This window comes from Haloferax sp. DFSO52 (genome assembly GCF_048158745.1).
Taxonomy (GTDB): Archaea; Halobacteriota; Halobacteria; order Halobacteriales; family Haloferacaceae; genus Haloferax.
Genome location: NZ_JBLOPB010000001.1, coordinates 935,507 through 960,919, shown reverse-complemented (window position 1 = coordinate 960,919; position 25,413 = coordinate 935,507). Strand labels below are relative to the sequence as shown.

The 25,413-nt window shown below is 62.5% G+C and carries 26 protein-coding genes and 1 pseudogene; 13 read left to right on the top strand and 14 right to left on the bottom strand.

The annotated features are described in order from the left end of the window. Positions 1-93: 93 nt before the first annotated feature. Genes ACK3SC_RS05005 through ACK3SC_RS04995 form a run of 3 tightly spaced genes read right to left on the bottom strand, consistent with a single transcriptional unit; the run spans position 94 to position 2,953 of the window. A complete protein-coding gene (locus ACK3SC_RS05005; RefSeq protein ID WP_416839015.1) occupies positions 94-1,914 on the bottom strand; it encodes a S9 family peptidase in 1,821 nt (606 codons plus the stop codon). A 43-nt stretch (positions 1,915-1,957) separates the two neighbouring features. Further along, complete coding sequence (locus ACK3SC_RS05000) at positions 1,958-2,680, bottom strand: hypothetical protein (protein ID WP_416839014.1); 723 nt, start codon at positions 2,678-2,680, stop codon at positions 1,958-1,960. 15 nt (positions 2,681-2,695) lie between these two features. Further along, complete coding sequence (locus ACK3SC_RS04995) at positions 2,696-2,953, bottom strand: MTH865 family protein (protein ID WP_416839013.1); 258 nt, start codon at positions 2,951-2,953, stop codon at positions 2,696-2,698. Positions 2,954-3,139: 186 nt separating this feature from the next. Between ACK3SC_RS04995 and ACK3SC_RS04990 the strand changes: the two genes are divergently transcribed. After that, positions 3,140-4,192: a M42 family metallopeptidase gene (locus ACK3SC_RS04990; RefSeq protein WP_416839012.1), complete on the top strand. Its 1,053-nt coding sequence runs from the start codon at positions 3,140-3,142 to the stop codon at positions 4,190-4,192. Positions 4,193-4,300: 108 nt separating this feature from the next. After that, complete coding sequence (locus ACK3SC_RS04985) at positions 4,301-4,924, top strand: halocyanin domain-containing protein (RefSeq protein WP_416839011.1); 624 nt, start codon at positions 4,301-4,303, stop codon at positions 4,922-4,924. A gap of 90 nt (positions 4,925-5,014) precedes the next feature. Here ACK3SC_RS04985 and ACK3SC_RS04980 read toward each other — a convergent pair whose 3' ends face one another. The 8 genes from ACK3SC_RS04980 to ACK3SC_RS04945 all read right to left on the bottom strand — a co-directional run bounded on the left by ACK3SC_RS04980 (position 5,015) and on the right by ACK3SC_RS04945 (position 12,333). Next, a complete protein-coding gene (locus ACK3SC_RS04980) occupies positions 5,015-5,653 on the bottom strand; it encodes a hypothetical protein (RefSeq protein ID WP_416839010.1) in 639 nt (212 codons plus the stop codon). Positions 5,654-5,746: 93 nt separating this feature from the next. Continuing rightward, positions 5,747-6,805 (bottom strand): glycosyltransferase family 4 protein, encoded by a 1,059-nt coding sequence (locus tag ACK3SC_RS04975; RefSeq protein WP_416839009.1) that lies wholly within the window; start codon positions 6,803-6,805, stop codon positions 5,747-5,749. A gap of 162 nt (positions 6,806-6,967) precedes the next feature. After that, the gene (locus tag ACK3SC_RS04970) at positions 6,968-7,600 is read right to left on the bottom strand and encodes a DUF420 domain-containing protein (protein WP_416839008.1); all 633 of its coding nucleotides are present in this window, start codon (positions 7,598-7,600) and stop codon (positions 6,968-6,970) included. A 138-nt stretch (positions 7,601-7,738) separates the two neighbouring features. Further along, positions 7,739-8,785 carry an NAD(P)-dependent glycerol-1-phosphate dehydrogenase gene (locus ACK3SC_RS04965; protein WP_416839007.1) on the bottom strand — a complete coding sequence of 349 codons (1,047 nt, stop codon included), beginning with the start codon at positions 8,783-8,785 and terminating at the stop codon, positions 7,739-7,741. A gap of 111 nt (positions 8,786-8,896) precedes the next feature. Continuing rightward, positions 8,897-9,577 (bottom strand): LysE family translocator, encoded by a 681-nt coding sequence (locus tag ACK3SC_RS04960; protein WP_416839006.1) that lies wholly within the window; start codon positions 9,575-9,577, stop codon positions 8,897-8,899. Positions 9,578-9,636: 59 nt separating this feature from the next. Further along, entirely contained in the window at positions 9,637-10,329 is a 693-nt protein-coding gene (locus tag ACK3SC_RS04955) for a TMEM165/GDT1 family protein (RefSeq protein ID WP_416839005.1), read from the bottom strand. After that, complete coding sequence (locus ACK3SC_RS04950; protein ID WP_416839004.1) at positions 10,326-11,024, bottom strand: metal-dependent transcriptional regulator; 699 nt, start codon at positions 11,022-11,024, stop codon at positions 10,326-10,328. Before ACK3SC_RS04950 ends, ACK3SC_RS04955 begins: the two co-directional genes overlap by 4 nt. A 139-nt stretch (positions 11,025-11,163) precedes the next feature. Then, positions 11,164-12,333 carry a threonine synthase gene (locus tag ACK3SC_RS04945; protein WP_416839003.1) on the bottom strand — a complete coding sequence of 390 codons (1,170 nt, stop codon included), beginning with the start codon at positions 12,331-12,333 and terminating at the stop codon, positions 11,164-11,166. 93 nt (positions 12,334-12,426) lie between these two features. Here ACK3SC_RS04945 and ACK3SC_RS04940 point away from each other — a divergent pair, with 93 nt between their 5' ends. Next, positions 12,427-13,707: an NAD(P)/FAD-dependent oxidoreductase gene (locus ACK3SC_RS04940; protein WP_416839002.1), complete on the top strand. Its 1,281-nt coding sequence runs from the start codon at positions 12,427-12,429 to the stop codon at positions 13,705-13,707. A 23-nt stretch (positions 13,708-13,730) separates the two neighbouring features. Here the strand turns inward: ACK3SC_RS04940 and ACK3SC_RS04935 are convergent, their stop codons facing one another. Together ACK3SC_RS04935 and ACK3SC_RS04930 are read right to left on the bottom strand one after the other, a co-directional pair. After that, complete coding sequence (locus ACK3SC_RS04935) at positions 13,731-14,618, bottom strand: CPBP family intramembrane glutamic endopeptidase (protein WP_416839001.1); 888 nt, start codon at positions 14,616-14,618, stop codon at positions 13,731-13,733. A 98-nt stretch (positions 14,619-14,716) separates the two neighbouring features. Continuing rightward, positions 14,717-15,409: a metallophosphoesterase gene (locus ACK3SC_RS04930; RefSeq protein WP_416839000.1), complete on the bottom strand. Its 693-nt coding sequence runs from the start codon at positions 15,407-15,409 to the stop codon at positions 14,717-14,719. A gap of 148 nt (positions 15,410-15,557) precedes the next feature. On the opposite strand from ACK3SC_RS04930, the gene ACK3SC_RS04925 reads away from it, so the two are divergent. Beyond that, positions 15,558-16,337 (top strand): MarR family transcriptional regulator, encoded by a 780-nt coding sequence (locus ACK3SC_RS04925; protein WP_416838999.1) that lies wholly within the window; start codon positions 15,558-15,560, stop codon positions 16,335-16,337. 41 nt (positions 16,338-16,378) lie between these two features. Here ACK3SC_RS04925 and ACK3SC_RS04920 read toward each other — a convergent pair whose 3' ends face one another. Then, positions 16,379-16,978 (bottom strand): J domain-containing protein, encoded by a 600-nt coding sequence (locus ACK3SC_RS04920; RefSeq protein ID WP_416838998.1) that lies wholly within the window; start codon positions 16,976-16,978, stop codon positions 16,379-16,381. A 112-nt stretch (positions 16,979-17,090) separates the two neighbouring features. On the opposite strand from ACK3SC_RS04920, the gene ACK3SC_RS04915 reads away from it, so the two are divergent. The 9 genes and pseudogenes from ACK3SC_RS04915 to ACK3SC_RS04875 all read left to right on the top strand — a co-directional run bounded on the left by ACK3SC_RS04915 (position 17,091) and on the right by ACK3SC_RS04875 (position 25,349). Continuing rightward, complete coding sequence (locus tag ACK3SC_RS04915; protein WP_416838997.1) at positions 17,091-17,339, top strand: hypothetical protein; 249 nt, start codon at positions 17,091-17,093, stop codon at positions 17,337-17,339. Positions 17,340-17,457: 118 nt separating this feature from the next. After that, entirely contained in the window at positions 17,458-19,725 is a 2,268-nt protein-coding gene (gene ppsA / locus ACK3SC_RS04910) for a phosphoenolpyruvate synthase (protein ID WP_416838996.1), read from the top strand. A gap of 175 nt (positions 19,726-19,900) precedes the next feature. After that, positions 19,901-20,644 carry a CPBP family intramembrane glutamic endopeptidase gene (locus ACK3SC_RS04905; protein ID WP_416838995.1) on the top strand — a complete coding sequence of 248 codons (744 nt, stop codon included), beginning with the start codon at positions 19,901-19,903 and terminating at the stop codon, positions 20,642-20,644. Position 20,645: 1 nt separating this feature from the next. Then, positions 20,646-20,756 (top strand): annotated as a pseudogene (locus ACK3SC_RS04900) (tyrosine decarboxylase MfnA); the annotation flags it as partial. A 110-nt stretch (positions 20,757-20,866) separates the two neighbouring features. Beyond that, positions 20,867-21,433: a YqaA family protein gene (locus ACK3SC_RS04895; RefSeq protein WP_416838994.1), complete on the top strand. Its 567-nt coding sequence runs from the start codon at positions 20,867-20,869 to the stop codon at positions 21,431-21,433. Between the two features lie 99 nt (positions 21,434-21,532). Beyond that, positions 21,533-22,210, top strand: coding sequence for a LiaF transmembrane domain-containing protein (locus ACK3SC_RS04890; protein ID WP_416838993.1), 678 nt, complete (start codon positions 21,533-21,535; stop codon positions 22,208-22,210). 258 nt (positions 22,211-22,468) lie between these two features. Beyond that, on the top strand, positions 22,469-24,541 hold the full coding sequence (gene metG, locus ACK3SC_RS04885; protein ID WP_416838992.1) for a methionine--tRNA ligase: 2,073 nt from the start codon (positions 22,469-22,471) through the stop codon (positions 24,539-24,541). A 107-nt stretch (positions 24,542-24,648) separates the two neighbouring features. After that, positions 24,649-24,954 carry a hypothetical protein gene (locus ACK3SC_RS04880; RefSeq protein ID WP_416838991.1) on the top strand — a complete coding sequence of 102 codons (306 nt, stop codon included), beginning with the start codon at positions 24,649-24,651 and terminating at the stop codon, positions 24,952-24,954. A gap of 101 nt (positions 24,955-25,055) precedes the next feature. Further along, positions 25,056-25,349, top strand: coding sequence for a hypothetical protein (locus ACK3SC_RS04875; protein WP_416838990.1), 294 nt, complete (start codon positions 25,056-25,058; stop codon positions 25,347-25,349). Positions 25,350-25,413: the final 64 nt, after the last annotated feature.

Sequence of the window (25,413 nt, the reverse complement as noted above, 5' to 3'; positions counted from 1 at the left end):
ACGCGGAGGTTCGGTGTCACCCGATTTGATTCTAACGGAAGATAAGGAACGTTACTGTCTTCCTGACGAGACTGGCCCTCCGCTGGCGTTCGCCTACTCGGTGTGAACGCTCCCTACGTACTCGTCGAGGAACTCTGCAATCTGGGTGTAGGCGTCGATGCGATTTTCGAGTTTGGCGAAGCCGTGGCCCTCGTCTTCGAAGATGAGTTCCCGGACGTGGGCGTGTTTTCGCGCTTCTTCGACGAGTTGGTGGGCCTCGCTCACAGGGACACGTGGGTCGTTTTCGCCGTGGAGGACGAACAGCGGTGCGCGAATCTTCTCGACGTTGTTGAGCGGTGAGATAGATTCGAGGAATTCTCTGTCGTCTTCGAGCGAGCCATACTCCGCTTCGCGGAGTTCGCGCCGCCAGTCGCCGGTGTTTTCGAGGAACGTGACGAAGTTGGCGATCCCGACGATGTCGATGCCGGCGGCCCACAGGTCGGGATATTCGGTCATCGACGCGAGGACCATGAACCCACCGTAGGAACCACCCATCGCGACGATTTTCTCCGGGTCGACCGCCGGATGGTCGTGTAACCACTCCACCGCGGCCTCGATATCTGCCACCGAGTCCATTCGCTTTTCCACGTCGTCGAGGTGGCCGTACGCCTTTCCGTAGCCTGACGACCCGCGGACGTTCGGTTCGAAGTAGGCGTACCCGCGCGAGAGGAAGTACTGTTTCACCGCCGAGAAGGACGGGCGACGTTGTGCTTCGGGCCCACCGTGGATATCGACGATGACGGGGGTCTCGTCTTCCGGTGACTCCTCGGGGAGCGTGAAGAATGCAGGGATGTTCCGCCCGTCGAACGTCGGATAGTGGACGAGTTCCGGGGGAACGAACGTGTCACGAGGGATTCCAGCAGTCGCTGCGAACGTCCATCGTTCGGCCTCGCCCGTGGTCAACTCCACCACGTAGACGTTTGCGTTGTCGGCGCTGGCGGTGACCGTCAGCGCGGCACGAGCCCCGTCTGGCGAGAAGGAGACGCCGCCAGAGACGCCCTTCGGGAGGTCTGGTTGGGGGAACGTGTCGATCTCGTCTGGGGAGAGGAACTCGCCGAACGTGAGTTCGGTGTAGCCGTCGACGTTGCGAGCATAGACGAGGCGACCCGATTCGTGGTCGATGCTGATTCCGTCGACCTCGTCGTCGCCACCGGATTCGACGAGTGTGAATTCGCCCGTTTCGAGGTCGTATCGGACGAGTTCGAGCGTGTCGCTGTCGCGGTCGGTCACCATGTAGATGTTCTCGCCGTTCGGTCCCCACGAGGCGCTCTGGAACCGGACGGTTCCCTCGTGCGGCGTGATGTGCGTCAGTTCGTTCGTTATCAGGTCGAGGACGTACACGTCCTGGTCGGCGTTGGAGTACGCTTCCTCGACGATGAGTTTCGAGTCGTCCGGCGACCACCCACCGAGTGTGAGCCAGCCGTCGCCCTCGTGGACGAGTGTGGCGTCGTTTCCGACGCCGTCGCGCGCCTGAACGTACACGTCGAAGACGGCGTTGTCCCGGCGGTTCGACGTGAAAGCGAACCGACTGCCGTCGTGACTCCACCCACCCCATCGGTGTTTCGCGTCGGGGTGCTCGGTCAGGTTCTCGATGACGCCCGTGTCGGGTTCGAGGCGGAACAACTGCTCGCGCTCGTTGCCGCCTTTGTCCATCCCGAAGACGAGTTCAGGGTTCTCAGGCGACCACGACGCGAACGTGACGCGCTCGTCGTAGAAGGTTCGTTGGTCGGGCCAGACGCCGGGTCCGTCGACGGTCCACACCTGCGGGACGCCCGTCGTATCCATGAGGAACGAGAGCCGGGTCCCGTCGGGAGCAAAGGAAGCACCGTACGCGCTCCTGATGTGCAGGTAGCGCTCGATGTCGTAGGTTCGCATAACTTCGAAATATAGGCGCGGTGACGTGAAATCGGTTTGGGAGTCAGAAGTCGGACAGTCGCGTGTCTTCGCGGTCGGTCCACCCGCGCATCTTCGCGTACGCATCGGGGTTCGTCGGCACGCCTTCTGTGTTGAGCAACCGCTCGGGATACAGTTCGAAGGCGATGCCGATGAGCTGGTACTCCAGTTCTTCGAGATAGGGATACGTGTCGGGGTAGGGGCCTTCTGTGCCGACTTCCCACGGTTCGACCCAGAAGTACACCGGTTCGCGGAGACGTGGCGGTTCTGTCGAGACGAAGAGGTCTGTCACCCAGCGGTCGTACTTGTTGCTCCCGTCGTCGCTGAAGACCGCCGACGAGAGGTCTCCGAAGTGGTAGTAGTTTCCGTAGCCCCACCGCGCGAGTTTGCCGTCGTTCGTCTCGACGTTCTTCAGATTGCTGTTGAGGGCCGTTCCCGACGCACCGAACTTCCCGCACTTGCCGAGGTATCGGGGGACAACCTCGTCGCCGTCGAGGGTGTACATCATGTAGACGAGGCCCTCGTAGTGACCTGCTCTGCGTTCGTAGTCGGTGACGACTTTCTTGCCAGCCTCGCGGAGCGTTCGCTCCATTCGGCGGCCTCGACGGAGCGTCGGGCGCTCAGACCTGCCGTACCCGAAGGTTTCGATAGTTCTGTCGCTCGTCGTCTCGAAAAGTGGTATCGGGTCCGTGGTGTCGACGAAGCGGTCGACCCAGCGTTCCCAGAGTGCGCGTTTCGTATCCGTCACGGCGTCGAGCCGTGCTTAAATCATCCCTTCGGCCTTGAGCCCCTCGATGATGTCGTCGACGAGGCTCTCGGCGTCTTCGTACGGGAAGTCCTGGTGTTTACCGAGTTTTGCAGCGAGTTCCATCGCCGTGATGGTCACGTCGTCTGCTTCGAACTTCGTTCCGGGGCCGTTCGGGAGTGCAGGGACGAGCGACATCTGGTTCTTGACAGGGAAACTCGCGTTTTCGAACGCATCCATAAACTGGTCGCGGAGTTGAGATTCTACGTCGGACATACTCTGTACGTTCGTAGTGAGGTGGAAAAATATTCCGGAACAACCAACAACACGTGGGCAGTTTTTCGTTCGGTAGCAGTACACGGGAGTCGGGAGGTTCGTCCGGGAGACGGGAGGTTCGTCTGGGAGTCTGGGGCTTCGTCCGGGAGTGGTGGACTTATCTACGACGGGATTGCAACCACACGCATGGCTTTCGACTTCGACTTCGACCGTCTCAAGCAACTCACAGAGACCAGCGGTGTCCCCGGCTACGAAGACCGAATTCGCGCGCTCGTCCGCGAGGACCTCGAAGAAACGACAGACAGCGTCAGCGTCGACGCCATGGGCAACGTCGTCGGCACCATCGAGGGCGAGAGCGACTACGAAGTGGCTGTTGCAGCGCACATGGACGAAATCGGCTTCATGGTCCGCCACATCAACGACGAGGGCTTCCTCCAACTCGACGCGCTCGGTGGCTGGGACCCTCGCGTCCTGAAAGCACAACGCGTCACCGTCCACGCAGAAGACGGCGATTTCACTGGCGTCATCGGCTCTGTCCCCCCGCACACGCTGACTGAAGAACAGAAGAAGAAAGAACCGAAGGTCGAAGACGTGTTCGTCGACCTCGGCCTTCCCGCAGAGACCGTCGAAGAGGAGGTTGCCGTCGGCGACCTCGTGACGATGGAACAGACGACCGTCAAGATGGGCGACCACGTCACGGGCAAAGCCATCGACGACCGTGTCTGCCTGTTCGCCATGCTCGAAGCGGCCCGTCGTATCGAGAACCCGCAGGTCACCATCCACTTCGCGGCGACCGTACAGGAAGAAGTCGGCCTCCGCGGCGCACAGGCACTGGGTGTCGACCTCGACCCGAACCTCGCACTCGGCCTCGACACCACCGTCGCCAACGACGTCCCCGGATTCAAGCCCGCAGATTACGTGACCAAACTCGGCGAGGGTGCGGGTATCAAACTGAAAGACTCCAGCGCCATCGCCAACCCGAAAGTTCACCGTCGCCTGCGCGACGTGGCCGAGGAGAACGACATCGCCTACCAGATGGAACTGCTCCCCGCGGGCGGCACGGACACCGGTGGCTTCCAGAACACCTACGGTGCGAAACCCGTCGGCGCTATCTCGATGCCGACGCGCTACCTCCACACCGTGACCGAGAGCGTCCACGGCGACGACGTGACCGCGTACATCGACCTGTTGACCGCGTTCTTGACGAGCGAAACCGGCGAGTTCGATTACACGCTCTAACGCGGCCGATAAATGGCGGTCTGGCCCCCGTCAAACTGTGGGCCCATCCCCCGTCGCTGTCGAACGCGAACCAAAGTATTCACTACAGGCCCACACCAAGCGGCGGACATGACCGACGGCAACGTGGATATGTCTCGGCGGGCGTTCCTCGGCGCGGCCGCTGGTGGCGCGGCGGTTGCCGCCACCTCCGGAACGGCCGCGGCGCAGACTGAAGAACCCGACTTCGGCGGCTACCTCGACGGCGTCGATGGTGGCTACGAAGACCTTCGTGGACAGAGCGAAGTCACCATCGAGGTTGGTGCAGAGGGCAACGGCGGTGCGCTCGCGTTCGCGCCCGCTGGTGTCTGGATAGATGTTGGAACGACGGTGACGTGGGAGTGGACCGGCGAAGGCGGTGGCCACAACGTCATCGCGAGTGAGGGTGCGTCCCTCGAATCCGGTGCACCGGTCGCTGAAGCCGGTTCGACCTACGAGTACACCTTCGAAGAAGGCGACGCAGGCATCACCAAGTACCACTGCGCACCGCACGAAGCACTTGGGATGCTCGGTGCAGTCGCTGTTGGCGAGGAAGTTCCGGTTGTGACCAACGAGCCACCGAGCGGCGGGAACCTCCCCTCCGTACCAGACAGCGCGAAAGCGCTCGGCGTCGCGACCACGTTCGCGATGATTGCGACGCTCGGCCTCGCGTACTTCTTCATGAAATATGGCGGCGACTACGAGATAGACGACTAACCCGCCATACGTTCCAATTTTTGCCGGTCGTGAGCGACTGCGCTCGAGTGCAACGAGAGGGCTCACTTCGGGGAAACAACTGGTGCCTACTCAGAAGAATCGCTCTGGTTGTTCACCGAGACTCCAAGCGAGTATCGCTCCCCTTTGGAGCACATCGTGTTGGAGTCCTGAAAATGGGGCCACTGCATCTACAAGTACCGTGTTGTCTGTCCACAGCTCTACGTCAGCAGCGAACTTCTGCGCAATTTCTCTCCCAGTAATATCCGCGCCTGCGCCCCGTGCCGGCCGATAATAGATTCCAAGCAATGTCTTTGAGGCTCGAATCTCTGCATTCGCGAGCTTGTTGACATCGTGGATGAACGACCTTGGATTCCGGTCTTGATATGGACTGAATACTTTGCTGAATCCCTGTGTCGATGGGTGTCCGTTTGCCTTCTGGAACCGGAAGAGCTTCACTTCGCAGAACTCCGACTGTGGTCCTTCAACGACGAGGTCAGCCGACTTTCCATCTGGATACCGAACACTCGCTGAGTCGGATTTGACGGTCGAGAGCCGCCCATCAAATCCATCACGGACCTCTCTGACGAGTGCATCGACCTGGCCATTCTCGTCGTGGGGGCCAATTCCTTCTCCGTAGGTTTTGTTCTCCCCAATAGATTCGTCTACTTGGTTGATGGCCCCTGCAAAAGAGTGGGCAAGTTCACCTGTGAGCGTGGATATATCGTCCATTACACAGATTCACAAGTCCATTTGGTAAACTTTTGTGTCGGATTCTGTTGTGGACACAGACCAGTCGACGCAGACACAACCCCGGTCGTCGCCTCAGAAGAAGCCGTAGTCGTCTATCTCTGCCTGATACACCGACTTGTACTGGCCGATGACGTGGCTGTAGTCGTAGTCGGCGAACGCCTCGTCGACCGTCTGGTGGTCGAATCCGCGCGCGGCGACGATTTCGTCTGCGAGTTCCTGCGGACTCGTGACGAGTGAGCACCGCTGGCGGCCTTCGACGAGTTCGTGCGCCGCCGAGCGTGCCTGGTACTCGACGATGCTCACACAGCCGCACGCGAGCGCCCACAGCAAGTTCGTCGCGAAGGGTTCGACGGTGGCCGTCTGCGCGAAGACGTGTGCGCCTTTCATAATCGGCACCGCTTCGTCGGCAGCGAGTTCGCCGAGGAACTCGACTCTGTCGTCGATTCGGAGGTCTCGCGCGGTCTGCTCTGCGGTCGCTCGCTCGGAGCCGTCGCCGACGACGACCGCATCCCAGTCTTTGTCGCGGAGTTCCGCGAGCGCGAGGAGGAAGCTCTCGACGTTGGCGTGTTCGTCCAACTCGCGAGCGTAGACGACGTCGGCACGTTTTTCGACCGGTGCGTCGCGGACGATGTCCATGTTGATGGGTTCGGGGACGACGTGGGTCGACTCGACCGGCGCGCCGAGTTCGCGGACTTGCGTCCGAACCATCTCAGACGGTGCCAACACGGCGTGTGGCGATTTTGCTGCCCGTCGGTACGTTCGTGACCCGCCTCGCTCGTCACGTGACCACCAGTCGGCGACGACGGGAACTCTGAGGAATCGCGCCGCCGTCTTGACCGCCGTCACGTGCGACGGGGGGAAACTCGTCACCTGAATCACGTCGGGATCGACTTCACGCAGGGCGAAGGGGACGCGCGAGGCGAATCGGCCCGCCGCCGGCGAGTCGGTGACGCGGTGGTATGTCACGTCGTGCTGTTCGAACTCGGTGACGTCGCCGTCCCACCACTTTGCACAGAGAACGACGACGTCGGTGCCGCGTTCTGCGAGGAGTTCTGCGGTTCGCCGCATCCGCAACGTCGCTCCCGTCTCTTCGTGGTGCGGGGTGAACATCGAGACGAGTGCGACACGCATATTCGCGGCCACTACGGGACGCGATAAAAATCCACGTCTTTTGCACGCGAGTTCCGGTCAAATCAGTTGGGCGAGTCGTGGATACCACCCCGAGTAGTCGGGAAGTACGTGGCCGGGAAATATGTGGCCAGAAGGAACTGAGACGTGACTCGCGAGGTTTCCTCAGAGTCCGACGACAGGTGCGACGAGTACGCCAGCGGCAGCCACGGTGTACTCCCATCCGTAGATGTGATTGAGGAGGAAGTAGGTCACGACGCCCAGCGAGAGCGACAGAAGCCACGCTGAGGCCGCGATACGCCCGATTTTTCGGTGTGGTGTCTCGGTTCTGATTTCGTGTTCGGTGTGCGTGAGGCCGAGGATGAGCGCGTAGAGCACCACCGGAACCGACACGATAGAGAGAGTGATGTGAATCGCCAGCATCGCGAGATACGGGTAGTACGCGAACGCCGGGCCGACGAACTCCTTGGTTCCGCCCCCGCCAATCTTCGTGAGGTAGAGGATGAGGAAGATGATGATGAGCGTGAAGGCCATGACCATCGCGGTGGCGTGTTTTCGAACCTCGTTACGGCGAATCCAGCGCCATCCCGCCGCGATGACGAAGACGTTTATCGTGTTCACCAGGGCAATCGCATCTGAGATGCGGTTTACCTGCTGGAGGGTCAACTCGGGGAAGACGCTCCGGGGGACGACGCCGGCGAAGGTTCCGATGACGAGGGCGTAGCCAATCACCGAGAGGATGGCCGTCGCGGCCGCGGGGTGTTCTTTCAGCTGGTTGCTGGCGCTCGCAGTTGCCATACCCGGCCTTTCGTCTGCAATTCTCTTGCCTCTTCGGGTTTCGGTCGATACGTCGGAAAACGCACCTGTCAGAACGTCGGCGGGCTATCGGAGGTCGAGTGTCGTTCCAGCGTGCGACCCAACTCCCCGTCTGGCGTGTTATATGACGCCCGTAATCGTCGCCGCTTCGATGGCTGCCTCCTTGCTCACGCCGTTTCCGAGAATCGTGTAGCGGTCACGAATCGTGTGTGCCGTCGTCATCGCCTCGATAATCGTCTCGTCGTCGATGCCGAGTTCGTTGGCCGTCGTCGGCGCGCCCATCGTCGAGAGCGCGTCGCGGATGTTCCGCCAATCGCCCTTTTCGCCGCTGTGGAAGTACTCGGTCATAATCGCGCCGACGCCAACCTGGTGCCCGTGAAGGGCACGTCCGGGCGCGAGGCGGTCGAGCTGGTGCGAAAAGAGGTGTTCTGCACCCGACGCCGGGCGCGACGAATCGGCGATAGACATCGCGACACCGGACGAGACGAGCGCTTTCGTCACAATCCACGCGGACTCTTCTAAGCCGGGTTTGATGGAGTCCGCACGTTCGACCAGTAGCTCTGCGGTCATCTGGGCCAGCGCACCAGCGTATTCGGAGTACTCGACGTTCTGGAGGCGATGGGCGAGTTGCCAGTCTTTGACTGCCGTGTAGTTCGAGATGATGTCGGCACACCCCGCGGTCGTGAGTTCCCACGGCGCTTCAGCCAGCAGTTCGGTGTCGGCGACGACTGCCAGCGGCGGATCCGCCGCGACCGAGTGGCGGGTGTCGCCTTCGGGAATCGACGACCGCCCGGAGACGATTCCGTCGTGACTCGCCGCCGTGGGGACCGAAACGAACCCGCACTCGAGGCGGTCAGCGGCCATCTTCGCGACGTCGATTGGTTTCCCTCCGCCGAGCGCGATGAGGTAGCCAGCGTCCATCTCGCGGCCGATTTCGACGACGCGCTCGACCGCCTCGAAACTCGCACGGTCCAGTGAGACCGACGAGATATCACCGAACTGCGCGCGAACTCGGTCGCCCGCAATCCGGTCGGGAGACGGGCTCGTGACGAGAAGCGGCTCTCCCGAGAGGTAGAGCTCTGCGACTGCGTCAGCGAGTTGGTCGAGGACGCCGTGGCCGACGAGGACGTTCCGTGGCAGCTTGATCCACGTCGATTTGTCGAACATACGAACGCATCGGCCACGATGGTTGATAGTGTTTCCCGTCTGGCCGCCGACACGTGGGGCGTGCCTTCGGCGTGTCGTCGGTCACAGACACGACAGCGGCGCTCTCTGGACTCAGATGAGCACCCGCACGGCGTCCCAGAGGAACATGACGCCGAAGCCACCGAGGACGACAGCACTGAGTGCAGCGACCACCGGTGCGAACGACTCGACTCGTTTTTCCGCTGCGACGAGGGCCGCAGGGAACCCAGTCACCCAGATAGCGATACCGCCGAAGAATCCGAGGATGAGCGCTGGACTCCCCGTTCGGACGATGAGCAGGTTCGAGAGCGACGAGCCGAGGTACGGCGTGTGCGAGAGAACGTCGACGGTGCCGGTTTCGAGTAATCCAACACCGATCGTGAGCCAGAACAGAATCTGGTACGGATTCGTCAACGCGAGGACGAACGCCTTCGTAAAGCCGGCGCTGTCGGTGTCTGGGTCGGCGGCCTCCCGAAAGGTCGAACGCATCTCGTTGGCCGCACCGTACGCGAAGTAGAGCATGAGCAGGCCCCCGGCACCGACCATCACGGCCCGAATCGTCGGGAACTGCTCGACGAAGGCGACGAGTCCGAGTGCCGCGAGGACGAAAAAGAGCGCGTCGGCACTCATCGCGCCGAGCCCTGCGCGCGCACCGGACGACCACCCGCGGACGACGCTCTCTTCGGCGATGACGGCGTTCATCGGCCCCGGCGGCGCGGCGAGGGCGAGGCCGAAGACCAACCCGGCAGCGAGCGACGGGAGGACGGTTGACATCGGCGTCTTTTGGGTCGAACCCGTGAAAAATGACGCGGAACCGGTGGTGGCAGCGCCGGTCAGATAGTGGCGAGAATCGCGTCGGAGACAACACCGACGAACGTGTCCCACGCGGAGAATCCGGTGAAGATGGCGACAGTGGTATCGATGGCAAAGAAGCCGAACAGGGCGGCCCCTCCGAGGTGGGCCTTTCGGGCGTCGAACAGGCCCGAGAACCGATGGAAGAAGTACGCGTTCGCGATGCTCACCGGGATGATGGCGAGCATCTCACCGGCCCAGATTGCTGGATGTGCGCCGTACTGGACGGCGAGTCCGATGGTCACCAGCTGGGTCTTGTCACCGAACTCGCCGGCGGCCATCATCGCGAAGATGGGGAAGAAGCCGCCAAAGCCGTGGTTCGACAGGTCACGCCCGAAGACAGTCGGCGTCGCGTCGAAACTGGTCACGCCACCGTCAGTGACTGCGGTCTGGGTGCGTCCCGGCGTCGACCGGAAGAGAAGCACGGCGAAGAATGCGAACAAGACGGCAGTGACAGCATCGAGTGCGACCGGTGGAAGCGCAGTTTTCAGCGCCTGCCCGACAGAGATTTCGAGCGCGGTCCAGATGGCGAACGCTGACCCGGCGGCCCCGACGACGATTTTCGGGTCGTATCGGGTCGAGAGTCCAGCGATGATGAACTGAACCTTCTCGCCGGGGAGGACCGCTAACTGGGCGACCAGCGCGACGACGAGAATCTCAGTCCAGTTCGTCATACCGTCGAAATACTCTCGTCCTCGCACTCCTCGTCGGGTGCGCGGACGCGAATCGTCTGTGCGACGGACTCGGGGAGACTCTGTTCTCGGCCGGAGTCCGCGACGCGAACAGTAACCATGCCGAACGGAGCGACGTCGGTTATCTCGATGGTCGTCCCCGGTGTGACGCCCGCTTCGGAGAGATACTCCAGTTCTTCTGGGTCGCGGTCGCTGACTCTGCAGACGACGACCATCTCACCGACGCTGTGGTCAGAGAGCGAGGAGAGACCGTTCGATTCCGGAGGTGTGAGGTCCGCACTCGGGATTGGGTCGCCGTGCGGGTCGACTTCGGGGTCGCCCAGTGCGGCGGCGACGCGACGCTCGAACTCTTCGCTGATGTGGTGTTCGAGTGCGTCTGCCTCTTCGTGCACTTCACTCCACGAGTAGTCGAGATGTTCGGTGAGATACGCTTCCAGGAGACGGTGGTGCCGAAGCACTTCGAGCGCGACGGTCTCACCTTCCGTGGTCAGTTCGACACCCTTGTACTTCTCTCGTTCGAGCAGGCCACGGTCTTCGAGTTTTCCGACCATACTCGTCACTGTCGGTGGTGTCTTTCCGAGATACTCCGCGATGCTCGAAGTCGAAACTGGCGGCCCATACTCCATCTGGAGCGAATAGATTGCCTTCAGATAGTCTTCCATCACGTCGCTCAACATGGGTTGAATTAGACGCGTCTAAACTAAATATCCTGCGGGTGAAAACCAGCGTTCGAAACGTGGACTACACCGGGAAGACCACAACGAGAAGACCACAACGGGAAGATTACAACGAGAAAGATCGACGGTGTCGGTCCCGTTAGATTCCCTGTCCCATCAGGTGGCTGCGGAGGATGTCGGCGTTCTTCGTTCCGGATTCGGTGTTGACGACGACGACGGTGTCGTCTTCGGCAAACTCGTCTGCGAGTTCCCACGTCGCGGCGAGTGCGACGCCGCCCGCAGGCCCGACTTCAACGCCAGCGGTCTGTGCAGCGGTGACCGCCGACTGGAGGGCGTCGTCGTCGCTGACTGAGACTGCCACGCCGTTCGTCGCGTCGAGTGCTCGCAGTGCGAGCGTCCCACCCGCAGGGTCTGGAATCTCCAGTTCACCGACGATGGTGTCGGGGTGGTTCCACGCTTCGGTCGCGTCGTTTCCAGCCTCCCACGCTGTCGCAATCGGCGAACAACCCACAGACTGCGCTGCCACGAGTCGCGGCACGTCGTCGACGAGGCCGAGGTCAGTCAGGTCGCGGAAGCCTTTGGAGAGACCGTAGAGGAGTTCGCCGGTTGCGGCGGGCACGACCACCCAGTCAGGAACCGACAAGTCGAGTCGCTCGGCGATTTCGTACGCGATGGTCTTCGCCCCCTCGTGGCGGTACGGGTTGTCGAACTCCTGCAGCGTGTACCAGTCGCTCTTGAGTTTCTCGTGAAGCGCAGAGAGTGCGGCCGGATAGCGCCCACCGATGACTTTCATCTGTCCGCCGTGGACGTTCACCATCGCCTTGTTGGGAAACGGCGTTCGCGACGGGACGAACCCGTACGAGCGTACGTCGATGAGACCCGCGTAGGATGCCGCCGACTGCGCGCCGTTTCCGGGCGAGGCGTGGGCGACGAGTTCGGTGCCGGCCTCTCGCGCCGCCGTGACGGCGAGCGAAAAGCCTCTGTCGAGGACGGTTCCAGTCGGGTTTCGGCCTTCGTCTTTGATGTACAGCGACCCGACCGAAACCTCGTCACCGAGCGCCGACGCTTCGACGAGCGGTGTCGCGCCCTCGTTGGCCGTCACCGGGTCCGAAAATGGCAGGAGTTCCCGATAGCGCCACATGGTATCGAACGGTCGTTCTGCGAGGGTCGCTGCATCCCACTCGACGGCGTCGAGGTCGTAGGTGGGGTCCAGTGGCGCGTCGGCCGCACTGGTGCCGGTTACGTCGGCGTCGTACTCGTCACCAGTCTCCGTACACACCAGCCCTGAGAACGTGTCGGATGTCTGCATACGCGGCCCTTACAGGGGGAGGAACTAAGCCCTTCTCGTCGGGCGATGCCGACACCCACAGGTGCTTTGTGTCATCGCTCCGAGAGACAGTGTATGGACGATAGCCACATCGTAGTCGTCGGTGCGGGGCTGGCAGGCCTCGTCACCGCGCGACACCTCGCTGCCGATGGGGCCGACGTGACCGTCATCGAGCGGCGTGACGACGTCGGCGGCCGAGTTCGAACGCGAACGAGAGACGGGTTCACGCTCGACCGGGGCTTTCAGGTGCTGTTTACTGGCTACCCCGCCGTGCGGCGCGAACTCGACCTCGACGCCCTGAATCTCCGGCCCTTCACCCCCGGTGCGACCATCTGCCGGCCGAGTCGCCGGTCGGTCCTCTCGGACCCGCTGCGTGCCCTCACCAGTCTGTTCGACTCCATTCGCAACCCAGAGGTGACGACGAGCGACAAAGTCCGGACGCTGGCGCTCAGACAGGACGTCAGCACGCGGACCGAAGCCGAGATATTCGCCTCCCCCGACCAGAGCATCCGGTCGTATCTCCGCGACTGGGGCTTTTCGGAGGACTACATCGACCACTTCGTCGCGCCGTTCTACGGCGGTATCACCCTCGACAGAACGCTGTCGTCGTCGAAGCGCGTCTTCGAGTATACGTTCAAGATGCTCTCCGCAGGAACGACAGCAGTCCCAGCGGCGGGAATGCAAGCTATCCCCGAACAACTCGCAGACAGCGCCCGCGACGACGGTGTCACGATACGGCTCGGCGAGCGTGTCGACGGCCTCCAGAGCGACGAGAGTGGCGCAATCGTCACCACAGGTCGAGAGTCTCTCGAAGCTGACGCCGTCGTCGTCGCAACCGACCCGAAAGAGGCACACCGACTGACTGGCGTCGAGTCGATTCCGACCGACGCACACGGCTGTGTGACGCAGTACTACACGCTCCCGTCCGGACGCGGCCTCGACGCGGGCAAGCGAATCATGCTCAACGCCGCCACCGCGGACCCGAACACCGTCGCCCCGCTCTCGACTGTTGCCCCGGAGTACGCACCGGCGGACAAAGCGCTTCTGAGCGCGACGTTCCTCGGTGACGCCGCCCAGGACGAACCCGAAGACGAACTCTTCGAGAAGACGCGCCGGACGCTCGAAGCGTGGTATCCCGACCGCTACTTCGACGACCTCGAACTGGTCCACACGGACTACATCTCGTTTGCGCAGTTCGCCCAACCGCCGGGCATTCACGACTCACTTCCCGGCCACCGCGACGCGCCGGGTCGCACCTACCTCGCCGGCGACTACACCGCGTGGTCGTCGATTCAGGGTGCGATGCGGAGCGGCCGAGAGGCGGCGAACGCCGTTCGGATGGACCTCTCGAAGTAGTACCTCGGTCGAGGCGTGGGTGTTCAGTCGTTCGAGTGCGTGACACCGGCGGCAGCATCGGTTTCTCTTTCGGAACGGGTGTCGTCGAACGAGAGCCCACCCGTCGGGAGTGGGCGAGACGACAGTCGTTCCGCGCCGTAGCGGTAGACGAGTATTCCCGCGAAGAGCCACGCCGCGACGGCAAGCGCCGCTTCCGACGGGAGAACGCCATCGCCGACGACGCCCACAGACAGATAAACCGAGATACTGTTCCACGTGGTGTGAAACACAATGGGGAGGAGGACGCGCCCACCGGACTCGTTGTAGAGCCACGTCGTGATGACGCTGATTGCGAGGACCGAAAGCAGGTAGAACCCGAACGACGTTCCAGACTGGGAACTCCCGGGCATGGCAAAGAGCGGGATGTGCCACGCCGCCCAGACCACACCGATGACGAGTGAGGCGCGGAACGCGCCGAGTCTGCGCTGGAGGACCGGAAGCCCGTAGCCGCGCCATCCGGGTTCTTCGAAGCCGCCGCGGATGAGCGACGAGAACAGGAGTGCCCCGAGCACACCTGCTGGCCCGAGTGCCGCAACGTCGAACGTCCACCCGAGTGCCACCGTGAGTACGAGTGTGGCACCGAATAGGATGACTGGAACGACGACGGCGGCGCCCCACACGAGCGGTGAGGCGCGGACGCTCACCAACTGCCGGCCCCACGGTCGGATGTCGCCAGTGGCCGTCGCGAGGACGATTGCCGCGAGGAACGGGCCGAACCCGCCAGCGAGGACTAACAGAGACGTGTACGTGATGGACCCGCCTGACCTGACGAGCAGCGTCGCCGGTATCCACCACACCCACGTGAGGACGTACGTCAAGACCAGAAACGCGAGGAATCGGTTCGCTTCGAGTCGCTCTGTGAAGGAAGGCATGACAGCTAGATGTACTCTTTCGTCCGCTATAGCCAGCGCCTGCGCTTCTCGAATGACGGGAACGGCGCACCTGCGCTGCGTCCTCGCACAGGTTTATATCAGAGGAGGCGACGAAGTTTCCCCAGCGGCGGGAAGGTGAGCGTCTCGTCGGCGTCGTCGTCGCGGACGAGTGGGCGGAACACACTCGCGTCGCGGACGAGCGGAGAGTCGAAGTCGGCCCCTCGCATCCCGTTGATTTCGACACCCGGAGCGAGACGGGTGAACGCTGGGAGCATCAGCACGTCGGACTCGCGGTACGCATCGGGGCCGTAGAGGACACACGGCCGCCGGCGACCCTCGATAGTGAGCATGGGGTGGTCGTGGCCGACCACGTAGAGGTGGCTCTCACCATCGGGTTCGCAGTGACCATGGGAGACGAGCGTCTCGTCGGCGAGTCGGTACTCGTCGTGCACGTCGCCGGCCCACACCTCGGCGAGCATGGTGTCGTGGTTGCCGGCGACGAACACCGGGTCGGCACCGGCAGCGACGCATTCGTCTGCGATGGTTTCGAGGGCCACGACGTGACGTTCCGAGACCCGGTCGAATCGGTGGAGAACGTCGCCCGCGAAGACGACTTCACGCGGTTCGAACTCGGCACAGAGTGCCGACAGTCGGTCGGAGAGGTCGGTCTGTTCGCCGAGTGGGAAGTCGACAGCAGAGGCGTCTGCACGGCCGATGTGCAGGTCCGAGCAGACGAGTGCGTCCGCTTCGAGAAGGTAGATTGCCCGGTCACGGACAGCGACGCGAAGCACGACGGAGAGAGGGACGACGACGACAAAGTTCCTCCGAGACGCTACCAGTGGACCTTCCTCCGAGACGCTACCAGTGGACCGGGCTCTGCGACACCGACCGGGCGACGGAGCGAGGGCCTTTTTACACGACGCCACCCTCACTCGTAGTATGAGCGGCGCACTCGAGGACAAGCGGACGGCGACCCGCTTCCGAATCCTCGCGGAGATTGCCGACCGGCAACCGGCGGTGAGCCAAGGCGAGATAGCCGAGGCAGTCGGCGTGACGAGCCAAGCAGTCTCCGAATACATCCGAGAACTCGTCGACGACGAACTGGTCGAAAAGGAAGGGCGGTCCCGCTATCGAGTGACCAAGGAAGGCGTCGATTGGCTCTTTCAGGAGGCCCGCGCCCTCCAGCGGTTTGCCGAACACGTCACCGACGACGTGCTCGAAAGCGTCAACGAAGACGCCGCGATCGTCACCGACGACGTGTCGGCCGGCGATACCGTGACCCTCTCGCTCCGCGATGGGCTTTTGTACGCCACACCCGGCGACGACGGACCGGCGATCGGTGTCGCGACGACCGATGCCATGGCTGGAGCAGACGCCAGCGTTACCGGCTTCGAAGGCGTCATCGAGATGGAACCCGGGAGCGTCCGCGTCCTGCAGATTCCTCCCGCGCGTCTCGGCGGCAGCAGCGACGTCGACCTGTCGGCACTGGCCGACGCCTGTGCGGAGGCAGATATCGTCCTCGCGAGCGGTGTCGAAGCAGTCGTCGCCTGTCGCCGTGCCGACGCGGAACTCGAAACGTGGTTCTCACCGGGCGAAGTCGCCGCCGACGCCGCCGCCCGCGGGTTAGATGCCGTCGTCGTCGCCAGTACCGACGCCGCCGGACGCGTGACCGACGCGCTCCGCGACGCAGGCGTGTTGTTCGAAGTGACCGAACCGTAGAATCAGACCGAACCGTAGAATCCGACCGAACAGTAGACACCTCACTCGTCGGCGTGTTCCCGCGCCGTCGTGTACGCCTCTCGGAGTCTGCGGAATCGCTCCCGGTCGCCGCCGTGGTCGGGGTGGACGTCCTTCACTTGCGACCGGTAGGCGTCGCGGACGGCGTCCGTCGTCGCGGACGGCGTCAGTCCCAATCTGTCGAACGCTTCCGAGATTGGGTCGTCGACGTCGGCCAGCTCGGGTTCGATTTTGGGGACCTCGAAGGGGAGTCGCCGGCCGAGTTGATAGCCGGGCATCTCGTGTTCACACAGCACGGCGAAGACGCTCGTCCGTTCGAGACGGAAGAAGGCCTGTGCGTCGAAGGTAATCGCGACGTGTCGCTCCGGGAGATAGAACGCCACCGTCTCACCGTATATCGACCAGTCTTCGACGAATCGCTCACCAATCGTCGAGAGGAAGTCACGGATTTCGAGGCGACGACGACCAGCGCCATCTACTCGTGGACCGCGTGAAACCGGTCGGTCCGGGAAGAGACGGCCACCGACGACGAACACGCCGGCGACGACGACGGACGCAACTGCGCCGACCACGAGGCCGACTACCAGCCACGTGGGGAGCAGAAATACCCACTCCGGAAGCACGCTATAATTCACGGGACGAACAAGTAAGAACCCCTCGCTGCCGGACTCGGTTGCTGGAGAGACGACGATGCGACCCAGACACTGCTATGTCGGTAGAACGCCATCTTCTCACATGCAACCGATTCGCTTCGAGGAAGCAGACAGCACAGAGCGGACACAGATCGGTGAAGGACTGACTCGTGTTGCCGTCGTCGCTGGCCGACTGGAGACCGGGCGAAGCGAGGGGAAATACTTCCTCCGACACGACGATGGGTGTGCGGTCTGTGGTGAGCCTGTCGTCGCAGGAAATCCGTTCTATCTCGACCCGGACACTGGCGAGATACTGTGCGAAATTCACGGGAAAGAGCGCCGAGAAGCGTGAAAACCAGTGCGACCTCGGGACACAATTAAATTCCATACTCACGACCGAGTGAGTTTTTATTCACGCATGTCCCGGTCGCAAACTTCTTTATCGCCCTCCGGGACCATACGAACACCACATGGCTGTAGTCTGGCTGGACGACGTACGGTCCGACGACCTCAATCTGGTCGGCGGAAAAGGCGCGTCGCTGGGCGAACTCACTGGTGCGGGACTTCCTGTCCCCCCGGGGTTCGTCGTAACGGCGGGCACGTACCGAGCCTTCATCGAGGATGCGGGAATCGACGACGAACTCTTTTCTGCGGTCGAAGTCGACCACGAGGATTCTGCGGCACTGAAAGAAGCCCACGAGGCGGCGCACGACCTCATCATGGGCACGCCCATGCCCGACAGCGTCCGCGAGGAAATCGTCGACGCTTACCGAAGTATCGGTGACGGAGACGCGTACGTCGCAGTCCGCTCCTCCGCGACGGCAGAAGACCTCCCGGACGCTTCGTTCGCAGGACAGCAAGAGACCTTCCTCAACGTCACCGAAGACGAACTCTTAGAGAGCGTCAAAGCGTGTTGGGCCTCGCTGTTCTCCGAGCGCGCCATCTACTACCGCAACCGGAAGGGCTTCCCACACGACAAAGTCGACATCGCGGTGGTCGTCCAGCAAATGGTCGACTCCGAGAAATCCGGCGTGATGTTCACGTGCCACCCCTCGACTGGCGAGAAGAAAGTCATCATCGAGGCCGCGTGGGGACTCGGTGAGGCAGTCGTCTCCGGCACTGTCTCGCCCGACAACTACGTCGTCAACCGCGAGAACGGCGACGTGGAGACGGCGACCATCGCGGACAAGAAGACGATGTGCATCCGCGACGAAGAGACGGGCCAAACGGTCGACCGCGAAGTTCCGAGCGAGAAGCGTCACGAACGAGTGCTCACCGACGACGAAATCGCTCGCCTCCTCGAACTCGGCGAACTGGTCGAAGACCACTACGGCACGCCACAAGACGTGGAGTGGGCCGTCTACGACGGCGACGTCTACATGCTCCAGTCGCGGCCGATTACGACTATCTCCGAAGGCGGAGAGGGCTCCACCGCGAGCGACGACAGCACGTCGAGGAACGCCGGCGACGACGTCATCATGCGTGGCCTCGGTGCAAGCCCCGGAATCGCGTCGGGTCGCGCCCGCATCGTGACGAAACTCGACCACCTCGACCAGGTCGCCGAAGGCGACATCATCGTCACCGAGATGACCATGCCGGACATGGTGCCCGCGATGAAGCGCGCCGCCGGTATCGTCACCGACGAAGGGGGGATGACCTCTCACGCCGCCATCGTCTCCCGCGAACTCGGCGTCCCGGCAGTCGTCGGCACGGGCGACGCCACCTCGACGCTCACCGACGGCGACGTCGTCACCATCGACGGCGACAAAGGAACGATTCGCGAGGGCGAGATGCCCGAAGAGAAGCAGCGCCAACCCGTCGAAGAAGCACGACCCAAGACGCCCGTCAAACCGATGACGGCGACGGAAGTCAAGGTCAACGTCTCCATCCCCGAAGCGGCCGAACGCGCCGCCGCGACGGGTGCAGACGGCGTTGGGTTACTCCGAATCGAGCACATGGTGTTGACGCTCGGCAAGACGCCAGAGCGCTTCATCGAGCAGAACGGTGAACGTGCCTACGTCGACGAAATCGTCTCCGGCGTTCGCGAAGTCGCAGAAGAGTTCTACCCGCGGCCAGTCCGCGTCCGTACCCTCGACGCGCCGACTGACGAGTTCCGCCAACTCGAAGGCGGCGAGAACGAACCGCGCGAACACAACCCGATGCTCGGCTACCGCGGCATCCGCCGTGGCCTCGACAACCCGAACATCTTCCGCCTCGAACTGCAGGCGTTCCGCCGCCTGTACGACATGGGCTACGACAACATCGAAGTCATGTTACCCCTCGTCAACGACGCCGAGGACGTTCTTCGCGCCAAAGAACACATGATCGAGGCGGGTATCAACCCCGACAAGCGCGAGTGGGGCGTCATGATAGAGACGCCTGCCGCCGCGTTGTGCATCCGCGAACTCGCCGACGCCGGTATCGACTTCGCCTCCTTCGGGACGAACGACCTGACGCAGTACACACTCGCCGTGGACCGCAACAACGAGCACGTCGCCAACATCTACGACGAACTCCATCCGGCCGTGCTCAAACTCATCGGCGACACCATCGAAGCGTGCCGTGACGTCGGTGTGAAGACGAGCATCTGTGGACAGGCCGGGTCCAAGCCCAAGATGGTCCAGTTCCTCGTCGAGAAGGGAGTCAGTTCCATCTCGGCGAATATCGACGCCGTCCGCGACGTCCAGCACGAAGTCAAGCGGGTCGAACAGCGACTCCTGCTCGACTCGGTTCGCTGACGCACAACTAACCAGCTACACGAACGCCCCATTTCTCCGTCTTTCTCGTTTCCCTGTTTCCCTGTTTCCCTGTTTTTTCCGTTTTGCCCGTTCTCGGCGCTCTCTGTCCACACAGCCATCTGTCTTTTTCTCTGCAGGTCTCGTACCTTCACGGTGAGAGGTCCCTGAACCACCCATGTCCACCGCAGTCGATTCCCCCTCCACTCGGCAGTCGAGCCTCACCGGCCAACTCCGTGCCGTCGTCGTCGCCGTCGCAATCGTCGTCGCCGCACTCATCCTCGGTGTCGTCCTCACGTTCGCCCTGTTCGTTCCGCTCCTCGCAGCGAACATCTCCATCGACTCGACCGGGTCGACGTTCCTCATCCTCGCACTGATACCGTCACAACTCGCCTTCGCACTCGTCGGCATCCTCGTCGCGATTGCGCTCCTCGGCGGTGTCTCGGTCAGTATCCCGACGCGGGGAGACCTCAGATGGGTTGCCCTCGGCCTCGTCGGCAGTTTCGCCGCCGTCGGACTACTCGTCGCCGCATCGACAGTCGTCGACCTCAGCCCGGTCGAATCGGTCGTCGGAGATGCCGCAGTCGTCGACCCGACGATTCTCGTCGCACTCGCGCTCCTGTCGATCTTCGTCATCGCGCCCGCCGAAGAGTTGCTCTTCCGAGGCGCTGTGCAGGGTCGCTTGCGCAAGACGTTCGGCCCACTCGGGGCCATCGTTCTCGCCAGCGCCATCTTCGCGTCGCTTCACGTGTTCAACTTCGTCGGTGGCGGCATCGTGATTCTCGTCCCGGTTACGGCACTGTTTCTGGTCGGGGCGGTGTTTGGCTACATCTACGAACGAACGGAGAATCTCGCCGTTCCAATCGCCGTTCACGGCCTGTACAACGCGACGCTGTTCCTGTCGTCGTTCGTCCTCGGGTGAGACTGCGAGCGGCGAACTCCGTGTCGTCTGTATGCCCCACGTCTCTCGAGAGTCGCTTCGGGAGTTCCTCGCGGACCTCGACGACGTCGGCGGTAATCCAGCACGGAACTGAGTCGGACTATTAGTTCGGGGAGACTCTCACCGAGAGAAGACTGTTCTACGCGCCAAGGAGTCTCTACCGAAACCTGAAGGCTTACATTCGGTTGGTTGCGAGTGACTGGTGTGACCCTTCCCGCGCTCGTGCCGCTTTCCGACCTCGCCCTCGGAATCTATCCCGACTTCTCGTGGCTCTCGTCACTCGTCGAGACGGCAACCGGGTGGTTCGGGCTGGTGATTATCTTCGTCTACTCGTTCCTCATCGCCTTTGCCCTCCCCGGCGTGAGCGAAATCGTCCTCTTTGCACCCCTCAATCTCGGCCTCTCAGAGACTGCGAAACTGGCGCTCATCATCCTCGTCAGTGGGACAGGAAAGGCCGCTGGGAGCGTCTTCGCGTTCTACATCGGCCACGAGACGAAAGAATCGGGATTCGTCGAACGGGCGCTCGACCGCCTTCCAGTGGACGTGATGGGTTGGACCGAGCGACGGGCCATCGAAATCGCCCAGAAATGGGGCTACGCCGGCCTCGCCCTCGCACTCTGCGTTCCGGGGTTCCCCGACACGCTCTCGATTTACGCGTTCGCCGTCCTCGAAGACGACTACCTCAAGTTCGCCGCGGCGACGTTCGTCGGGTCGGCCGGTCGCCTCATCGTGACCGTCGTGGGCATCGAAGCGGCCCTCGTGTTCCTCTGAACTCACAACTGACAGAATTCGGACGGTAGAGCGGGCCGACGCCACAATAAACTGAGAATCAGAATCGCTGGTTATCCCCTCTTGATGCGTATCTCTAACATGGCATACAGACGCATCTCGAATCAAGTCGTCGTCGGGGGTGCAATCGTCCTCGTCGGCCTCGTACTGCTCGCAAACAGCACCGGACTCTACGACACGAGCAGCCTGTTCCGATACATTCCGTCGCTGTTCGTACTCGTCGGCCTGTACGCACTCGTCGCCAGCGGCTTCCGAAACGTCGGTGGCCCGCTCGTCCTCATCGCCGTCGCCGGCGCGTGGCAAGCCGTCGCCCTCGACCTGGTGACCGGGTCGCAGGTGCTGTCGCTGTGGCCGTTGCTCATCGTCATCCTCGGCCTCTCTGTCGTCCTCGGACGTGTTCGGTCGTCCGTCGAACCGGTCACCGGTGAACGCGTGGACCTCGTCGCAATCTTCGGCGGTCGGAACGCGCGTGTGACGACCAGTCGGTTCACCGGTGGGGCAATCACTGCACTGTTCGGGTCCGTCGAAGTGGACCTCCGTGAGGTTCCCGAACTCGAAGAGACCGCCCGAATCAACGTCACGGCGCTGTTCGGCGGTGCAGAACTCATCGTCCCGCGCGACTGGAACGTCCAGATAGACGTGATTCCAATCTTCGGCGGGGCGGAAGACGAACGCCCACTGCGTGAACTCGAACACGAACGTGTGGACCTCGTCGTCAGCGGGTTCTGTGGCTTCGGTGGCGTCTCGGTTAAAGACTGAGCTGCTCCCACTCAGATTCGGCGTCTGAGGCGCGTCTTTTTTATTTCTCCCCTGTCTCAGTAGCGGTGTGACCGTCTTGCGTCCGGACAACATGCGTATGCGTCCCCTCTTTTAGCCACGGGTGGACCCGTCTTCGGCGTCCGTCTCGGTAACGCGAGACGAGGGCGAATCCGGTGAACCCCGAGGTTGCATCGCATCGACCGACAGACGCACCTGTACCGGCGGGCTTTAGGCCCGCATCCGAGATACACGACACATATGAGCCACGAGGAATTCCCCACACAGAACCCAGCGGTGGTGACGTGCGGGTTGCCGTACGCGAACGGCGACCTGCACATCGGCCACCTTCGAACGTACGTCGGCGGCGACATCTACAGTCGCTCGCTGCGAAAACTCGGCCAAGAGACGGCCTTCGTCAGCGGCTCCGACATGCACGGCACGCCCGTCGCCGTCAACGCCGAGAAAGAGGGCGTCACGCCCGAGGAGTTCGCACTCCGCCACCACGAGAAGTACCAAGCGACGTTCCCCCGATTCAACATCGACTTCGACAACTACGGCCACACCCACGACGAGACGAACACCGAACTGACGCAGGAAATCGTCCAGACGCTCGAAGCCGAGGGTTACGTCTACGAAAAGGAGATACCGGTCGCTTACGACCCCGACGCCGACCAGTGGCTTCCAGACCGATTCGTCGAAGGCGCGTGTCCGTACTGCGGCGCACACGCCCGCGGCGACGAGTGTGACGAAGGCTGTGGCCGTCACCTCGAACCCGGTGAAATCGAGAACCCAACCTCGACGCTGACCGGCAACCCCGCGGAGTACCGCGAGCGTCAGCACAAGTTCTTCGCCGTCTCCGACCTCCAGGAGTACCTTCAGGAGTTCATCAATCGGGTCGAGGGCACCTCGAACGCCCAGAACCAGCCACGAGAGTGGATCGAAGGCGAACTCCAGGACTGGTGTATCACCCGCGACATGGACTGGGGGATCGACTACCCCGGCGAGGAAGGCGACGACTTGGTTCTCTACGTCTGGGTCGACGCGCCTATCGAGTACATCTCCTCGACCAAGCAGTACTCTGAGCGCGTCGGTTCCGACGTGTTCGACTGGGAGCAGGCGTGGAAGGAGTCGGGCGACATCGTCCACATCATCGGCCGCGACATCATCCAGCACCACACCGTCTTCTGGCCGGCGATGCTCAAGGGAGCGGGCTACACCGAACCGCGTGCCGTCATGGCTTCTGGCTTCATCACGCTCAACGGGAAGGGCTTTTCCACCTCTCGGAACCGCGCCGTCTGGGCCGACGAATACCTCGACGAGGGCTTCCACCCCGACCTGCTTCGCTACTATCTCGCCACGAACGGCGGGTTCCAGCAGGACGTGGACTTCTCGTGGTCGAAGTTCCAAGAGCGCGTCAACAGCGAACTCGTCGGCACCGTCGGCAACTTCCTCTACCGGTCGATGCTCTTCGCCTACCGGAACTTCGAGGGAACGCCAGACGCCGAGGTCTCCGAAGAAGTCGAAGACCGCATCCAACAGGCCATCGACGAGTTCGGCGCGGCCATCAACGATTACTCGATTCGCGAGTCCGGCAACGCCGCCGTCCGTCTCGCGCAGTTCGGAAACGAGTACATCCAGCGGAACGAACCGTGGAAACTCACCGACGAAGACCCCGAAGCGGCCGCACAGGTCATCCGCGACTGCGTCCAGATTGCGAAGGCCGTCGCCGTCATCTTCCAGCCCGTCGCGCCCGCGAAGATGCAGGCGCTCTGGGAGCAACTCGGCGAAGAAGGCCTCGTGGCCGACACGGACATCGATGACGCACTCGCCGCCCCACCCGCGTCGTTCGGCGAACCCGAAGCGCTGTTCGAGAAGATAGAAGACGAACGCGTGGAGGCGCTCAACGAGAAACTCGCAGAACGAGTCGCCGCGACGGAATCCGAAAGTGACGAGTCCGAGGAGGACGCCGACGAACGTATGGCAGACGACGCTGACCTCGAACCCATCGCCGCCGACCGTATCTCGTTCGACGAGTTCCAGAACCTCGACCTGCGCGTCGGTGAAGTTCTCTCCGCCGAAGGCATCGACGGCGCGGACAAGCTCGCCAAACTGACCGTCGATATCGGCGTCGAAGAGCGCCAAATCGTCGCCGGTATCAAGCAACTCCACGACCTGTCGGAACTCCCCGGCAAGAAGGTCATCATCGTGGCCAACCTCGAGAAGGCCGAACTGTTCGGCACGGAGTCCAACGGGATGCTGCTCGCCGCCGGTGACCAGGCCGACCTGCTGACCACCTACGACGACGCGACGCCCGGCACGAAGGTCCAGTAAGCAGACTCGCCCGATTCCAGTACCGTCGCTCAGTTCGACTTTCGTTTTTTCCCAGCTGACGAGACTGGACCGTCGGGGCTTTCACTACTGCCTCCCCAGCGCAGTCTATGGAACTCGGTGGCCGAACCGTGGTCGGAATCGTCTTCGCGCTCGTCGCAGTCGTCGGCGTCGTCGGTGCCGTCGCTGGCGGTGGGGCCGGGACACTCACGGTCGAGCGCGTGGACGACCTCCCACAGGGACAGGGCGCAGTCGCCTTCGCGAATCTCGACCCCGACCAGCGAGTGACGTTCGAAAACGCGGTGACGACTGGTTCTTCCGTCGACCTCCCAACTGCGTCCGCACGAAACGAGTTCGTCGACCCCGGATACGTTCGATACGATGGCGACATCTACCGCACGACAGTCTCTTCGTAAATGCCGAAAACAACCCAGAGAGACCCATTAGCCGAACATCTTCGGTCGAATGTCGGCACAATTCCGGAGTCACTATGAGTGACGAGATTCGACCCCCACGTATGCGACTGGGCGTCTCACTCGTCGTCGTGTTCGTGGTCCTCACCGCAGGCTGTCTCGGTGGGAGCAACGGCACCGGCCAGTTGACCGTCGAGCAGGTCGACGAACTTCCGCAAGGAGAAGGCGCAGTCTCCTACGACAACCTCTCGCCGGAACAGAAAGACGCGTTTCAGCGAGCGCTGGACGAAGACGGGAGTGTGACAATCCACAAAGGGACCGACCGAAACGAGTTCATCGACCCCGGATACGTCCGGTACGACGGTGGCATCTACCGCACGGCGGTTGCGGTTCCCTGAGAGCCAATCGGGGCCAAGTGGCCACCCGGCGAGGGTCCTATTTCGGCGGACGCAGCCCCTATTT

Coding starts and splice junctions, on each gene's coding strand:
- ACK3SC_RS04985 (WP_416839011.1), top strand. CDS start 4,301: ATGACCGACGGCAACGTGGATATGTCTCGGCGGGCGTTCCTCGGCGCG.
- ACK3SC_RS04940 (WP_416839002.1), top strand. CDS start 12,427: ATGGACGATAGCCACATCGTAGTCGTCGGTGCGGGGCTGGCAGGCCTC.
- ACK3SC_RS04890 (WP_416838993.1), top strand. CDS start 21,533: ATGGCATACAGACGCATCTCGAATCAAGTCGTCGTCGGGGGTGCAATC.
- ACK3SC_RS04960 (WP_416839006.1), bottom strand. CDS start 9,577: ATGTCAACCGTCCTCCCGTCGCTCGCTGCCGGGTTGGTCTTCGGCCTC.
- ACK3SC_RS04990 (WP_416839012.1), top strand. CDS start 3,140: ATGGCTTTCGACTTCGACTTCGACCGTCTCAAGCAACTCACAGAGACC.
- ACK3SC_RS04950 (WP_416839004.1), bottom strand. CDS start 11,024: ATGTTGAGCGACGTGATGGAAGACTATCTGAAGGCAATCTATTCGCTC.
- ACK3SC_RS04935 (WP_416839001.1), bottom strand. CDS start 14,618: ATGCCTTCCTTCACAGAGCGACTCGAAGCGAACCGATTCCTCGCGTTT.
- ACK3SC_RS05005 (WP_416839015.1), bottom strand. CDS start 1,914: ATGCGAACCTACGACATCGAGCGCTACCTGCACATCAGGAGCGCGTAC.
- ACK3SC_RS04995 (WP_416839013.1), bottom strand. CDS start 2,953: ATGTCCGACGTAGAATCTCAACTCCGCGACCAGTTTATGGATGCGTTC.
- ACK3SC_RS04925 (WP_416838999.1), top strand. CDS start 15,558: ATGAGCGGCGCACTCGAGGACAAGCGGACGGCGACCCGCTTCCGAATC.
- ACK3SC_RS04915 (WP_416838997.1), top strand. CDS start 17,091: ATGCAACCGATTCGCTTCGAGGAAGCAGACAGCACAGAGCGGACACAG.
- ACK3SC_RS04880 (WP_416838991.1), top strand. CDS start 24,649: ATGGAACTCGGTGGCCGAACCGTGGTCGGAATCGTCTTCGCGCTCGTC.
- ACK3SC_RS04905 (WP_416838995.1), top strand. CDS start 19,901: ATGTCCACCGCAGTCGATTCCCCCTCCACTCGGCAGTCGAGCCTCACC.
- ACK3SC_RS04980 (WP_416839010.1), bottom strand. CDS start 5,653: ATGGACGATATATCCACGCTCACAGGTGAACTTGCCCACTCTTTTGCA.
- ACK3SC_RS04955 (WP_416839005.1), bottom strand. CDS start 10,329: ATGACGAACTGGACTGAGATTCTCGTCGTCGCGCTGGTCGCCCAGTTA.
- ACK3SC_RS04975 (WP_416839009.1), bottom strand. CDS start 6,805: ATGCGTGTCGCACTCGTCTCGATGTTCACCCCGCACCACGAAGAGACG.
- ppsA (WP_416838996.1), top strand. CDS start 17,458: ATGGCTGTAGTCTGGCTGGACGACGTACGGTCCGACGACCTCAATCTG.
- ACK3SC_RS04970 (WP_416839008.1), bottom strand. CDS start 7,600: ATGGCAACTGCGAGCGCCAGCAACCAGCTGAAAGAACACCCCGCGGCC.
- metG (WP_416838992.1), top strand. CDS start 22,469: ATGAGCCACGAGGAATTCCCCACACAGAACCCAGCGGTGGTGACGTGC.
- ACK3SC_RS04945 (WP_416839003.1), bottom strand. CDS start 12,333: ATGCAGACATCCGACACGTTCTCAGGGCTGGTGTGTACGGAGACTGGT.
- ACK3SC_RS04965 (WP_416839007.1), bottom strand. CDS start 8,785: ATGTTCGACAAATCGACGTGGATCAAGCTGCCACGGAACGTCCTCGTC.
- ACK3SC_RS04875 (WP_416838990.1), top strand. CDS start 25,056: ATGCGACTGGGCGTCTCACTCGTCGTCGTGTTCGTGGTCCTCACCGCA.